The sequence below is a fragment of the Blattabacterium cuenoti genome (genome assembly GCF_014251715.1).
Taxonomy (GTDB): domain Bacteria; phylum Bacteroidota; class Bacteroidia; order Flavobacteriales; family Blattabacteriaceae; genus Blattabacterium; species Blattabacterium cuenoti_M.
The window spans coordinates 570,123-585,101 of the sequence record NZ_CP059198.1 but is presented as its reverse complement, the minus strand read 5'-3'; the positions used below and the strand labels follow the sequence as shown (position 1 = coordinate 585,101).

The 14,979-nt window shown below is 24.2% G+C and carries 12 protein-coding genes; 5 read left to right on the top strand and 7 right to left on the bottom strand.

What is annotated here, in order from left to right; genetic code table 11:
- Positions 1 to 4 precede the first annotated feature (4 nt).
- Genes fabG through prfB form a run of 5 tightly spaced genes read right to left on the bottom strand, consistent with a single transcriptional unit; the run spans position 5 to position 4,804 of the window.
- Positions 5 to 739, bottom strand: coding sequence for a 3-oxoacyl-[acyl-carrier-protein] reductase (gene fabG, locus H0H59_RS02865; protein WP_185862111.1), 735 nt, complete (start codon positions 737 to 739; stop codon positions 5 to 7).
- Complete coding sequence (gene cmk / locus H0H59_RS02860; RefSeq protein ID WP_185862110.1) at positions 736 to 1,434, bottom strand: (d)CMP kinase; 699 nt, start codon at positions 1,432 to 1,434, stop codon at positions 736 to 738. Before cmk ends, fabG begins: the two co-directional genes overlap by 4 nt.
- On the bottom strand, positions 1,431 to 2,297 hold the full coding sequence (speB, locus tag H0H59_RS02855; RefSeq protein ID WP_185862109.1) for an agmatinase: 867 nt from the start codon (positions 2,295 to 2,297) through the stop codon (positions 1,431 to 1,433). The genes cmk and speB overlap by 4 nt, the downstream gene beginning before the upstream one ends.
- Positions 2,294 to 3,685, bottom strand: a complete 1,392-nt coding sequence (locus H0H59_RS02850; protein WP_185862108.1) for a type III PLP-dependent enzyme domain-containing protein — start codon at positions 3,683 to 3,685, stop codon at positions 2,294 to 2,296. Before H0H59_RS02850 ends, speB begins: the two co-directional genes overlap by 4 nt.
- A gap of 30 nt (positions 3,686 to 3,715) precedes the next feature.
- Complete coding sequence (gene prfB, locus H0H59_RS02845) at positions 3,716 to 4,804, bottom strand: peptide chain release factor 2 (protein WP_185862107.1); 1,089 nt, start codon at positions 4,802 to 4,804, stop codon at positions 3,716 to 3,718.
- A 105-nt stretch (positions 4,805 to 4,909) separates the two neighbouring features.
- Here prfB and H0H59_RS02840 point away from each other — a divergent pair, with 105 nt between their 5' ends.
- A complete protein-coding gene (locus H0H59_RS02840) occupies positions 4,910 to 7,543 on the top strand; it encodes an ATP-dependent Clp protease ATP-binding subunit (protein WP_185862106.1) in 2,634 nt (877 codons plus the stop codon).
- Between the two features lie 52 nt (positions 7,544 to 7,595).
- Positions 7,596 to 8,402, top strand: coding sequence for a GTPase Era (gene era, locus H0H59_RS02835; protein WP_238785038.1), 807 nt, complete (start codon positions 7,596 to 7,598; stop codon positions 8,400 to 8,402).
- A gap of 2 nt (positions 8,403 to 8,404) precedes the next feature.
- Here era and tyrS read toward each other — a convergent pair whose 3' ends face one another.
- Together tyrS and H0H59_RS02825 are read right to left on the bottom strand one after the other, a co-directional pair.
- Positions 8,405 to 9,676 (bottom strand): tyrosine--tRNA ligase, encoded by a 1,272-nt coding sequence (gene tyrS / locus H0H59_RS02830; protein WP_185862104.1) that lies wholly within the window; start codon positions 9,674 to 9,676, stop codon positions 8,405 to 8,407.
- Positions 9,677 to 10,079: 403 nt separating this feature from the next.
- Complete coding sequence (locus H0H59_RS02825; RefSeq protein ID WP_238785014.1) at positions 10,080 to 11,666, bottom strand: hypothetical protein; 1,587 nt, start codon at positions 11,664 to 11,666, stop codon at positions 10,080 to 10,082.
- Between the two features lie 119 nt (positions 11,667 to 11,785).
- Here H0H59_RS02825 and H0H59_RS02820 point away from each other — a divergent pair, with 119 nt between their 5' ends.
- From H0H59_RS02820 to leuD, 3 genes are read left to right on the top strand one after another with little or no spacing between them, the layout of a single operon-like run.
- Positions 11,786 to 13,012 carry a 2-isopropylmalate synthase gene (locus H0H59_RS02820; protein WP_185862103.1) on the top strand — a complete coding sequence of 409 codons (1,227 nt, stop codon included), beginning with the start codon at positions 11,786 to 11,788 and terminating at the stop codon, positions 13,010 to 13,012.
- Between the two features lie 2 nt (positions 13,013 to 13,014).
- On the top strand, positions 13,015 to 14,403 hold the full coding sequence (leuC, locus tag H0H59_RS02815; protein ID WP_185862102.1) for a 3-isopropylmalate dehydratase large subunit: 1,389 nt from the start codon (positions 13,015 to 13,017) through the stop codon (positions 14,401 to 14,403).
- Positions 14,378 to 14,974 (top strand): 3-isopropylmalate dehydratase small subunit, encoded by a 597-nt coding sequence (gene leuD / locus H0H59_RS02810; protein WP_185862101.1) that lies wholly within the window; start codon positions 14,378 to 14,380, stop codon positions 14,972 to 14,974. The genes leuC and leuD overlap by 26 nt, the downstream gene beginning before the upstream one ends.
- Positions 14,975 to 14,979: the final 5 nt, after the last annotated feature.

The window sequence follows — 14,979 nt, the reverse complement described above, 5'->3', positions numbered from 1 at the left end:
TTGTTTAAATTAAGCCTCCATTAACATTTAATACAGAACCAGTAATATAATTAGATAAATCTGATGCAAGAAATAAAGTGCAATTAGCTATATCTTGTGGAGTTCCTGGTCTTTTTAATGAAATATTTTTTATCCAATTATCTTTCATTTTAGATGAAAAATGAGAATTCATTTTTGTAGTAATATAGCCAGGAGCTATAGCATTACAACGAATATTTCTTTTTCCTAATTCTCTAGCTATTGATTTAGTAAATCCAATAATTCCTGCTTTAGATGCGGCATAATTGGATTGTCCAGTATTACCTGTTAATCCTATAACGGAACTCATATTAATAATACTTCCTTTTTTTTGTTTCATCATAGGATAAATAGCATATTTTGTTAAATTGAAAACAGAATATAGATTAGTTTTTATTACATAATCCCAATCTTTTTTAGATATTTTAAGTAAAAAATTATCTTTTATAACACCTGCATTATTTACTAAAATATCTATATTTCCGTATTTTTTTATAACTTTTTTAATTAAATTTTCAGAAGAATTGAAATTTGAAAGATCAATTTTATATGCTTCTACGGAATCTGAAAGTTCCGAAACTAATTTTGTTGCTTCTTTTTTTGAGGAAAAAAATGTAAAAATAACATTAGCTCCATGTTGTGAAAAAGTTTTTACTATAGATTTTCCTATATCTCCTGAACCTCCTGTTACTATAGCTATTTTTCCATTTAATAATTTCATATATTATGATGATTTTTTTTTATTAATTGAAAAATTAAATTTAATTGTTTCTCTATGCTCATGAACGTATTATTTATTTCTATAGAATCTACAGATTTTTTTAATGGAGATATTTTACGAGAAGTATCCATTAAATCTCTATAAATAATATTTTTTTTTACTTCTTCATAAGAAATGTTTTCTCCTTTTTTTTTAAGATCTTCATATCTTCTATAAGAACGAACTTCTATAGATCCTTTCATGAATATTTTCAATTCTGATTTAGGAAAAACATAATTTCCTATATCTCTTCCATCCATAACAATTCCTTTATATTTTCCAATATTTCTCTGCATAATAGTTAATTTTTCACGAATTTCAGGTATTTGAGCTATAAAACTTACTTTTTTTGTTACTTTCAAAGATCTAATTTCAGATTGTATATTTTCTTCATTTAAATAAATATCCGTTGTATTTAATTTTTTGTTCCATTTAAATTTTAAATTTATGTGTTTCAAAATATGTATAAAATTTTGTACATTCCATAAATTACTATTAAAAATTTTTTCTCTAATAGCTAATAAAGCTATAGCTCTATACATAGCTCCTGTATCTATATATTTATATTTTAATTTTTTAGAAATAGCTTTTGCTAAAGTGCTTTTCCCAGACGAAGAATATCCATCTATAGCTATAATTATTTTTTTCTGATTCATACGAATGATGTTGTAATTAGTTCATATTTATATGATAATAATTTATAAAAAAGTTTTACAGCTAAAAAATCTGTAGAAGATTCTTTTTTATTTGGCAATAGTTCAACAATATCAAATCCTATAATTTTCTTTTTTTTAAAAACTTTTTTAAAAAATTTTAAAGTAGAATACCATAATAATCCACCTGGTTCTGGAGTTCCTGTAGAAGGTGCTATGCTTGGATCAAAAACATCTATATCTATACTGATAAATACATTTTTTGATAATTTATGAATAGCTTTTTGCATCCAAAAATCATTTTTTTGTATTTCTTGCATATAAAAAACGTTTCCTTTTTGAAAATATTTTTTTTCTAGTAGATCCATACTACGAATTCCTATTTGGATTAAAGGATATTTTTTTGATGCTTCATGCATGGAACAAGCATGACTATACGGATTTTTTTTATATACAGGACGTAAATCTGCATGTGCATCCATATGAAGGATACTTAAATTTGGATATTTTTCTCCAAAAGCTCGAATACTTCCTATTGATATAGAATGATCTCCTCCTATTAGGGTAACAAATTTTTTTTTAAAAAGGTATTTTTTTGTTTCATTGTATACTTTTTGTATCATTTTTTTAGAAGAAATTGAAGAATTTACAATAGGGGAAGAAAGATAAATTCCTCTTTTATATACTTCTGAATCAGTTTCGATATCATATAATTCCATATGTTTTGATGCAGATAAAAAAGCTTTAGGGCCTTTTTTAGAACCTTTTTTCCATGTTTGAGTATTATCATATGGAACAGGAATTAGTACTATTTTAGATTTTTCTAGTGTTGCATATTTTTCAGATATTTCTGCAAAAGTTTTCAATAACCTAATATTTTTAATATTTCTTCAGGACTCTGTGAATTACGAAATATTTTATAAACCAAATTATTTTTATTGTCATGATTTATTAATATATGAATAGGTTGAGGAATTAAACAATGATGAACTCCTCCATAACCACTAATTGTATCTTGATAAGCTCCAGTATTAAAAAATCCAATATAAAGTGGAGTATTTTTTTGAAAACATGGGAGATATATTGCATTCATATGTTGTTCAGAATTATAATAATCATCACTATCACATGTTAATCCTCCTAAAAAAACTCTCTCATAACAATCATTCCAATGATTAATTGCCATCATAATAAATCTTCTACTTATAGCCCAAGTATCAGGAAGAGTCGTCATAAAAGAGCTATCTATCATATTCCATTTTTCTCTATCATTTTGGCGTTTTTGACTAAGTATTTTATATAAAATTCCTCCACTTTCTCCTACTGTATAAGCTCCAAATTCAGTATATATATGTGGTTCTGATATATTTTCTTTTTGACAAAATTTTTTTATTTGATAAACAATTTCGTTAGCCATATATTCATAATCATACTTAAAAGACATAGATGTTTTAATAGGAAATCCTCCTCCTATATTTAGGATATCTAATTTTGGTTCTATTTTTTTTAAAATAGCATAAATATGCAAACATTTGAAAAGTTCGTTCCAATAATAAGCAGTATCTTTTATTCCTGTATTAATGAAAAAATGTAACATTTTTAATTCTACTTTAGGATTGTTTTTTATTTTATTTAAATAAAAAACTATGATATCTTTATATCCTATTCCTAATCTAGAAGTATAAAATTCAAATTTAGGTTCTTCTTCAGAAGCAATGCGTATTCCTAATTTAAAGGGAAAATTTATAACTAAACTAAGTTTTTCTAATTCATCTGAATTATCTAAAATAGGAATTGTATTGGTAAAACCGTTATTAATGAGTTCTGATATATTTTCAATATAATTTTTAGTTTTAAATCCATTGCATATTACTTCAATATTTTTATTGGTTTTCCCTTTTTTGTAAAGATTTTTTACAATTTCTATATCATATGCATATGAAGTTTCAATACTAATGTTATTTTTCAAAGCTTCTTCTAATACAAAAGAAAAATGAGAACTTTTTGTGCAATAACAGTAAGTATATTTGTTATTATATTGATTAGAATCAATTGCTTTTTTAAACCATTTTCTAGTTTTTTTTATATTTTGGGATATTTTTGGTAAATATGTAAATTTTAATGGAGTTCCATATTTTTGTATAAGATTCATTAGTGGAATACCATGAAATTCTAAAAGATTATTTTTAATAGAAAATTCCTCAGTAGGAAAATCAAAAGTTTGATCTATTAGATCAGAATAACGAATTTTCATTGAATAAAAATTAATGAAAAAGATAATTTTTTAAATACTTTTTTTTTTATAAATTAAAAATTTTTTTAAAAAAATATCTATTTCTCCATTCATTACTGATTGAATTTGTGAAGTTTCATAACCTGTTCTTAAATCTTTTACTAATTTATAAGGATGCATAATATAATTTCGTATTTGAGATCCCCATTCTATTTTTTTTTTTTTAGATTCTATTTTTTCTTTTTTTTCATTTCTTTTCATCATTTCTAGATTAAATAATCTTGATTTTAAAAGTTGTAAAGCTTTTTGTCTATTTTGTATTTGTGAACGATATTCTGTATTTTCTATTGTTATTCCTGTAGGATGATGACGTAGTCTAACACCTGTTTCTACTTTATTTACATTTTGTCCTCCAGCCCCACTAGAACGAAATGTTTCCCATTGAATATCATATGGTTTAATTTTTATATCAAGATTATTATCTATCATAGGATAAACATAAACAGAGGAAAAAGAAGTATGACGTTTTGAATTACTGTCAAATGGAGATATACGTATTAATCTGTGTACTCCATTTTCTCCTTTTAAGTATCCAAAAGCATAAAGTCCATCTATTTCTATAGTAACAGATTTAATTCCAGTAACATCTCCAGATATAGAATGAATTTTTTTTGCAAAAAAATTTTTTTTTTCAGACCACATAAGATACATTCTCATTAATATAGAAGTCCAATCACAACTTTCAGTTCCTCCTGCCCCAGAAGAAATTTGCAATATAGCATTAAAAGAATCTTCTTTTTCTGGAAATAGATTTTTGAATTCTATATTTGAAAGAAGGTTTCTAGTTTCACGTAATTGTATTTTTAATTCCTTTTCTAAATTTTCTTCTTTAGAAAGAGTATATATTACTTCTAATTCTTCAAAAGCGTTCTTGAGCTTTGTAAAATCCTTGATGCATGTTTTCATATCATGCATATGTTTTATAAAATTTTGAGATTCTTTATAATTTTTCCAAAAATTAGGATTTGATATTTTTTCTTGTTTTTTATCAAGATGTATTTGTATTTTATCAATTTTTAGAATATCATATATTTTATGAATTCTTTCCGAAATAGATTGAATTTCTTCTTTTTTCATCATAAAGCTAAAATAAATATTTTAAAAATAATTAGTAAAAAAATTATATTACTTTTAATTTTTTTTTACTATAAATTGGGAACTAAAATAAAAATTTTATTTTTAGGTATGAATTATAATAGATTTACTATTAAGTTTCAAAAAATTATACAAGAGGCACAACATATTGCGTTGATAAATAATCAACAATCTATTGAAAATGCACATATTTTGAAATCAATTTTAAATATAGAAGAAAATATAATTCCTTTTATTTTAAATAAATTAGAAATTAATGATCAATCAATAAAAATAGGATTAGATCGTATTATTTCTTCTTATCCAAAAAAAATAAGTGCCCCTTTAACCCAACATTTTAGTTCTCATGTTACAAAAATGTTGAATTTATCGGAAGATTATGCTAAAACATTAAAAGATGAATTTATTTCTATAGAACATATTTTTTACGGAATTTTTATGAGCTATGATCAAACTTCGCAATTATTAAAAGATTATGGGATTACGGAAAATAAAATAAAAAAAATCATTGATGCCATTAGAAAAAAAAGCGGAAATGGAATTTTTTATACAAAAACGTATACTGCTTTAGGTAAATATGCAAAAAATCTTAATGAATGGGCTTATAAAGGGAAATTAGACCCTGTTATTGGTCGTGATGAAGAAATACGTAGAGTATTACAAATATTATCTAGAAGAACGAAAAATAATCCAATTTTAATTGGAGAGCCAGGAGTAGGGAAAACAGCTATAGCTGAAGGATTAGCCCATCGTATTATTAGTAGGGATATTCCTGATAATTTAAAAAATAAACAAGTTTTTTCTTTAGATATGGCTTCTTTAATTGCAGGTGCTAAATACAAAGGAGAATTTGAAGAACGTCTTAAAGCTGTAGTAAAAGAGGTTACCTATTCAGATGGAGAAATTATTTTATTTATTGATGAAATACATACTTTAGTAGGAGCAGGAGGTGGAGAAGGTTCTATGGATGCAGCAAATATTTTAAAACCAGCATTAGCAAAAGGAGAACTGAGAGCTATAGGCGCAACAACTTTAAATGAATATCAAAGATATTTTAGAATAGATAAAGCTTTAGAAAGAAGATTTCAACAAGTATATGTAGATGAACCTTCTGTAACGGATGCTATATCTATATTACGTGGAATTAAAGAAAAATATGAAAGTCATCATAAAGTAAGAATAAAAGATGAAGCTATAATAGCTGCTGTAGAATTATCTAAACGTTATATTAATGAACGATTTTTACCAGATAAAGCAATTGATTTGGTAGATGAAGCCGCTTCAAGTCTAAGAATGGAAATTAATTCAAAACCAGAAAAATTAGATGTTTTACATAGAAAAATAATGCATATGGAAATACAAATAGAAGCATTAAAAAGAGAAAATGATGAAATTCAGTTAATTCCTTTAAAAAAGGAATTAACTAAATTTAATGAAGAAAAAATACAATTACAAGATCAATGGGAAAATGAAAAAAATTTAGTTGAAGGAATACAAAAAGCTAAAGATAAGATAGAAAGTTATAAGTTTGAATCAGAACAAGCAGAAAGATTAGGAGATTATGGAAAAGTAGCAGAATTAAGATATGGTAAAATAAAAGAAGAAGAAAATAAAGTTAAAGTATTTGAAAATGAATTAAAAAAACAAGAATATAAGGGTAAAAAAATGATACAAGAAGAAGTATCTAGAGAGGATATAGCTAAAGTGGTATCTAAATGGACAGCTATTCCAATTACTAAAATGTTGCAAAATGAAAAAGAAAAATTATTGTTTTTGGAAAAAGAATTACATAGAAGAATTATAGGACAAAATGATGCTATTCAATCCATAGCAGATGCTATACGTCGTTCTAAAGCTGGATTGCAAGATGAAAAAAAACCTATAGGGTCTTTTCTTTTTATGGGAAGTACAGGAGTAGGAAAAACAGAACTTGCTAAAACGTTAGCAGAATATTTATTTGATAATGAAAATAACATGGTTCGTATAGATATGAGCGAATATCAAGAACGTAATTCTGTTAGTAAGCTTATAGGAGCTCCTCCTGGATATATAGGATATGATGAAAGTGGTCAATTAACAGAAGCTATACGTAGACGTCCTTATAGTGTTATTTTATTAGATGAAATAGAAAAAGCTCATTCAGATGTTTTTAATATTCTATTGCAGGTTTTGGATGATGGTAGATTAACAGATAATAAAGGTAGAACAGTTAATTTTACAAATACCATTGTTATTATGACATCTAATATAGGATCGGATATTATTCAGGATAATTTAGACCAAAAAATATCTTATAATAGAATGGAAGCTACAAAAAAAGCTTTAATAGATTTGTTAAAAAATATTGTAAAACCTGAATTTATTAATCGTATTGATGAAATTATTTTATTTCAACCTCTTTCTAGAAAAGAAATTAAAAATATTGTAAAATTACAAATGAAAAAATTAGGAGAATTATTATCTAATAAAAAAAATATTCGTATAGAATCTACTAATGAAGCTATAGAATATTTATCAGAAAAAGGATATGATCCTCATTTTGGAGCTAGACCTTTAAAAAGAGTTATTCAACATGATATATTAAATAATCTTTCTAAAGAAATACTTAAAGGGAAAATACAGAAAAATCATAGTATTTTAATAGATTTTTTCAAAGAACAAGGAATTGTATTTAGACAATCAGAAAAATTAGAATTAGATAATAGTGTCTCTATCGTTTCATAAATCTGGTTTCGTAAATATCATAGGAGCGCCTAATGTAGGTAAATCTACATTGATGAATTCTCTTATTGGAGAAAAGCTTTCTATTATAACACATAAACCACAAACTACTCGTCATAGAATATTGGGAATTTTTAATAAATGTGATCTACAAATTATTTTTTCTGATACTCCAGGAGTGATCTCTCCTACTTATCCTATGCAGAAGATCATGATGCAGTATGTAGAAGAATCATTAGAGGATGCAGATATTATTTTATTCATAACAGAAATAGGTAAACTATACCATTTTCCCATGTTGTATAACATTAAAGATGTTCCTATTATTATATTGATTAATAAAATTGATAAAATTCAAATGAAATATCATATTTTATATGATACAATAAATTATTGGCATAAATTATTTCCTAATTCAGAAATATTACCAATATCTGCATTAAAAAAAATTAATCAAGATTTATTAATGTATAAAATTAAAACTTTGTTATCTGAACATCCACCTTATTATCCTAAAGAATTTTTAAGTAATAAATCTGAACGTTTTTTTGTAAATGAAATAATTAGAGAAAAAATATTTTTTCTCTATAAAAAAGAGATTCCTTATTCCGTAGAAATAAATACGGAGTTTTTTAAAGAAGAAAAAACTTTAATACATATATATTCTTCTATATATGTAGAACGAGACTCTCAAAAAGGAATATTAATTGGGAAAAAAGGATTGACGTTGAAAAAATTGAAATTTTTTTCCATTAAGAGCATAGAATCCTTTTTCAGGAAAAAAATAAAATTAGAATTCAATGTAAAAGTTTGTCTAAATTGGCGATACGATTACAAAAGATTGAAATATTTTGGATATTGAATTTACTCAATTTTTATCATAAAAAATTCTTTTTTTCCAAATTGTAACAAAATATACTTTTTACCTATAATATTTTCTTTTTTTAACAGTATGTTTTTTTTTGTTATGATTTTATTTAAAAAAATAGAATTAGCTTTTAAAGCTCTATTTGCTTCATTTTTAGATGTAAAAAAACCACTTTTTTTTAAAAAATCTAATAAAAAAATTCCTTTTTCAAATTTTTCATGTGGAAAAAGGATATGTGGAATGTGATCATATATAGAAACAAAAGTTTTATCATCCAATAATTGCAAATTTCCATTTTTTTTTTGGAATAAAATATGTGTAATTTTTATTATTTCTTTGGAAATTTTATTTCCATGAACCCATTTTGTTATTTCATAAGCTAATTTTTTTTGCAATAATCTTTTACTTGGATTTTTTTTGTGTTGAAAAATCAATTTTTCAATTTTTTTTTTAGAAAAAAAAGTATATATTTTTATGTATTTTTCAATTTCAAAATCGGAAATATTCATCCAAAATTGATAGAATTTATATGGAGATGTTTTATTTTTATCTAGCCATATATTTTCACCTTTTTCACTTTTTCCAAATTTTATACCATTAGGTTTTGTTATTAAAGGAAAAGTGAATCCATATGCTATTTTCCCTGTTTTTTTTTTAATTAATTCTATTCCTGTGATTATATTTCCCCATTGATCAGATCCTCCAATTTGGAGTAAACAATTTTTTACTTGATTTAAATAATAAAAATCATATCCTTGTATAAGAGTATAAGAGAATTCCATAAAGGAAATTCCGTCTTTTTTATTAATTCTATTTTTTACAGAATTTTTAGATATTATATAATTTACAGTAAAATGTTTTCCTATTTTACGAATAAATTCTAAAAAAGAAATATTTTTTAACCAATCAAAATTATTTAATAATTCTGTTTTTTCTGAAAAAAAACTCATAAGTTTGGATATTTGTATTTTTATAGATTCTGCATTATTATGTAAATTTTTTTTATCAAGCAAAATTCTACTATTACATTTTCCAGATGGATCCCCTATTAACCCTGTTGCTCCACCAATTAATACTAATGTTTTATGTCCCATTTTTTGAAAATGAATCAACATAATAATAGGGAGTAAACTTCCTAAATGAAGAGAATCAGATGTAGGATCAAAACCTATATACATAGTCGTAGGTTTTTTTAATTGATTTTCTATACCAGGAACTTTATTTTTTATTAAACCTCTCCATGAGAGTTCTTCCATGATATTTTTCATGTTAAAAATAAAGTAATATTTTTCAATTTATTTTATTCATCATGATAAAAAAAATAATAAAATATAATTTATTTACTTGTTTTTTTAGTTTTATCCACATAATTTTCATTTATCTTTTTTTTGAAAAAGATTTTTTTTACGTATTAAAAATATATATTTTTTTATTGCCTATAAATAGCTTTTTTTTATTTTTATATTTTTTTATAAAAAATATAAAATCTACATTTTTTGTATGTATTTATATGGTATGTAGTATGATAAAGTTATTTTTTAGTATTTTTATTTTTTTTTATTCAATAATTGAATATGATAATATTTCCAATTTTTTTTTATTAAAAGCTTTTATTAATTTTTTTTTTTCATATTTTATGATTCATATTTTCAAAATATATTATGTTTTAAATTAATGATTGGTTTTTATAAACTTTTCTTTTATAATTACTTCTACGGATTTATTTTCTATTTTAGAATTCAACCAAGAAATAATATCCAAATATAGAAAAGTTCTTTTTTCATAAGGATGATCATAATATTTAATTAATTTATCTCTTAATTTTTTAAATTGACCTTTAATTTGATGTGGATATACATTTCCTAAATTTTTAAAAAAATGAATAATTTTTTTTTGTACAATATACCAATCATCCATTTGAATAAAAAATCTATATGCAGATTTAATTTTTTGATCCATATTTTCATCTAATCCACTTTCATAACAGGCAATTAAATGTAAGAGTCTAGCAAAACATTGTAAGTCTTGTCGTAAATTTTTTTTTTTATTTTCTATAATTTTTGATAAATACCGAATAGTATTTTCATTATCTCCACTTCCAAAATATAAACAAGCAATTTTGTAATAAAGAACCATTATATAATGAGAATCCAAATGATTATAAATTTTTTTAAAATCTATGAATAATGATGGAATTACTTTTTTAACTCCTTCTGAAAAACTTCCTTCCATATAATGTTTATTAATACGATTAGTATATGTATACATAAAAATTAATATTCTAGTATTTCCATTGATCAAAATTTCTCCATTTTTAACTTCTTTTTCAAATTTTTTAAAAACATCAGTAAATTTTGAATAATGATTTAAGTAAAATAAGGTATCTAACAAATAATGATATCCTTTTAAATAGCTTACGGAAGCTATTTTTTTTTCTTTTACATGGTTTTGAAATAATTGTACCCATTTATAAGATGATCTATAGCACATAATAAAATCCTGTCTAATATAATGATACCATACTTTAGCTTGATATAAAAATAATTTTTCGTAAAAACTAAGTTTATCAAAATCAAATTTTGGAAGATTGGTACGAAAATATGTTTCTATAAATATTTTATCTTTTTCATTTCTTACATATCCCACTTTTAAATACAACCCATATAGTTCTAAAGAAAGATTAGATAAAGCATTGTGACATTGAATTCTTTCAATTAATTCTTTAGATTCTGCGTATAATTCTCCTGATCTTGAATAAAGACTTCTGGTTATATGTTGAGATTCTATCATTTTTTCAAACTCAACTAGTTCTAAAAGAATAGTATTATATTCATAATATCTAGCGATAATTTTTGCTTTTTCTAAAAATTTTAAACTTTGTATATATAACCCTTTATTATATAAAATTTTAGAAAAATCTAAATATTCACGTATTTGTATATCATGATTTTTTTCAGCATGTAGCAACTTAAGACTAATTAAAATTTGTTTATATAAATGAGCTTTTATATTGGATAACTGTATTTTACTTATAGGTGTATTTTTTAATATTTTTTTTTCTTCATAACAATTCATTTGACTCATTATTTCAAAAAGTTTCATAAACTTAGCGCATTTATTTCGTTTTATTCGTCTAGCATAAAGTTTAAAATTTCTTTTTTCAGATCTAGATAAAGTTTGAATTAATAGAAAAAGGTTATCTGATTTTTTCTTATAATTATTATAATTAGACATTGTAATCGTAGAATGATATTCCATTTGATAAATAGAAAAATATAAAATTAATTCAGTAATTAGACATTGTAAGTATTTAAATAATTTGTTTCTATTTTCTTTTTGGAAAAAATAGTTTTGATATTATAAAACAATATAAGAGTATGGAAAAGAAAAAGATCCAAATTTTGGATACGACTTTGCGAGATGGAGAACAGGTTCCAGGATGTAAATTAAATACTAAAGAAAAAGTAAAAATAGCTAAAAAATTAGAAGCTTTAGGAGTAGATGTGATTGAAGCAGGATTTCCTACTTCAAGTCCAGGAGATTATAAATCTGTTCAAGAAATTTGTAAATCAGTTTTTAAAACTGTAGTTTGTGCATTATCTAGAGCTGTAGAAAAAGATATAGAAATAGCTGCAAAAGCATTAAAAGGAGCTAAAATACCTAGAATTCATACTGGGATAGGAACTTCCAATTGTCATATACGTTATAAATTTAATACTACTCCGGAAAAAATTATAGAAAGAGCTATAAATGCAGTAAAGTATGCAAAAAAATTCGTAGAAGATGTGGAATTTTATGCAGAAGATGCAGGACGAACCGAAAACAAATTTTTGTCAAAAATTTGTGAAAATGTAATAAAATATGGTGCTACGGTAATTAATATTCCTGATACTACAGGATATTGTTTACCAGAAGAATATGGTGAAAAAATACGTTTTTTAAAAGAAAATGTGAAAGGAATTCATAAAATTACATTATCAACTCATTGTCATAATGATTTAGGATTAGCTACAGCTAATTCTTTATCAGGTATAATAAATGGAGCACAGCAAGTTGAATGTACTATTAATGGAATTGGAGAAAGAGCTGGAAATACTTCTTTAGAAGAGATAGTTATGATCATAAAACAAAATTCCCATTTAAATTTATTTACTAATATCGATACGAAACTTATTTATTCTACAAGTAATTTAGTATCTAAATGCACAGGAATGAAAGTGCAAGCAAATAAAGCTATTGTAGGAATGAATGCTTTTTCTCATTCTTCTGGAATACATCAAGATGGAGTTATAAAAAAAAGAGAGACTTATGAAAGTATCAATCCTGAAGATGTTGGAATAGATCAGTCTTCAATTATTTTAACAGCTAGAAGTGGAAGAGCAGCTTTGGCTTATCGTTATAATAAATTGGGCCATTTTTTAAGTAAAAATTCTTTAGACTTGGTTTATAAAATTTTTTTAAAATATGCAGATAAAAATAAAGAAATTAATGATAAAGAATTAAAAATAATATTAAAAAAATATAATTTTAATAAAAAAAATAAAAAAATATTGCATTCTACTTCTACAAATACGGGTAGTAGTAGAAGAATAAATGTTGTATAAAAATGCAAAAATCATTATTTGATAAAATTTGGGAATTACACATTGTAAAAAAATTAGAAAATGGAATATTTGTTATTTATATTGATAGACATTATATACATGAAGTTACAAGCCCTCAGGCTTTTATAGAATTAAAAAAAAGAAATTTTTCTATTTTTAGACCAAAAAAAATTGTAGCCACGGCGGATCATAACGTTCCTACAATAAATCAACATTTACCTGTTTCTGATCCTTTATCTAGAAAGCAAATTAATTTGCTTACAAGTAATTGTAAAAAGTTTGGAATTACATCATTGTATAAATTAGGTCATCCAAATAATGGAATAGTTCATGTAATAGGGCCTGAATTAGGTTATACCTTACCTGGAATGACAATAGTTTGTGGGGATAGTCATACTTCAACTCACGGAGCTTTTGGTTGTATTGCTTTTGGAATTGGAACAAGTCAGGTAGCTATGGTTATGGCTAGTCAATGTTTATTGTTATCTAAGCCTAAACAAATGAAAATACAATTAAATGGAAATTTAAGGAAAGGAGTTACTCCAAAAGATGTAATCTTATATATAATTTCAAAATTAGGAGTAGATGCAGGAATTGGTCATTTTGTAGAATACACTGGTTCTGTTATTCAAAAAATGAGTATGGAAGGTAGAATGACTATTTGTAATATGAGTATTGAAATGGGAGCAAAAGGAGGATTAATTGCTCCAGATCAAATTACTTTTGATTATATTAAAAAATGCAAAAATTCTTTATTCAAAAAATCAAAAGAGGAATATTGTAATTTTTTAAAAACAGATAAAAATACAGTATTTGATAAAGAATATATTTTACATGCTGAAGACATTGAACCTATGATAACCTATGGGACAACTCCGGGAATGGCAATCAAAATATCTAAACCTATTCCAAATACAAATAATTGTAAATCTTTAAATTATATGGGTTTTTCTCCAGGAGAATATTTAATAGGAAAAATTATTAATTACATTTTTATAGGAAGTTGCACAAATTCTAGAATAGAAGATTTAAGATTAGTAGCTTCTATAGTAAAAGGTAAAAAAAAAGCTGATAATGTAAGAGTGATGATAGTACCTGGATCAAATAAAGTTGTTCAACAAGCTAAAGAAGAAGGTTTAGATAAAATTTTTATAGATTCCGGATTTGAATTTAGACAACCGGGATGTTCTGCTTGTTTGGGAATGAATGAAGATAAAATACCTTCAGGAGAATATTGTATTTCTACATCTAATAGAAATTTTGAAGGTAGACAGGGGACAGGATCACGTACTTTATTAACCAGTCCTTTGACAGCTGCTATTATAGCTATTGAAGGTATAATTGTGGACATAAATAAATATATTCATGAAAAAATTTACAATGTTAATTAGCCAAGCTATTCCATTAGCTATAGAAAATATAGATACAGATCAAATTATTCCTGCTCGTTTTTTAAAAGAAATTAAACGTAAAGAATGTGTAAAAAATCTTTTTATAGATTGGCGTTATAAAAAAGATGGATCATTAAATGAAAATTTTATATTAAATAATTCTAATTTTTTTGGAAAAATTCTTTTATCTGGAAAAAATTTTGGTTGTGGTTCTAGTCGTGAACATGCAACGTGGGCTATTTTTGATTATGGATTTAGAGTTATAATAACTAGTTTTTTTTCTGATATTTTTAAAGAAAATGCATTGAATAATGGGTTACTTACTGTAGAAGTATCCGAATTTTTTTTAAAAAAATTATTTAACATAGTTGAAACTTATCCTAAAACAGAAATAAAAATTGATTTAATTCATCAAAAGGTTACCATATTAAAAACAGGAGAATTTGAAAAATTTTACATACATCCATATAAAAAAAATTGTTTTTTAAATGGTTATGATGATATAGATTTTTTAGTTTCCATAAAAGAAGATATTGAAATTTTTGAAAAAAATAGAAGAACATTTTATTAAAAAAT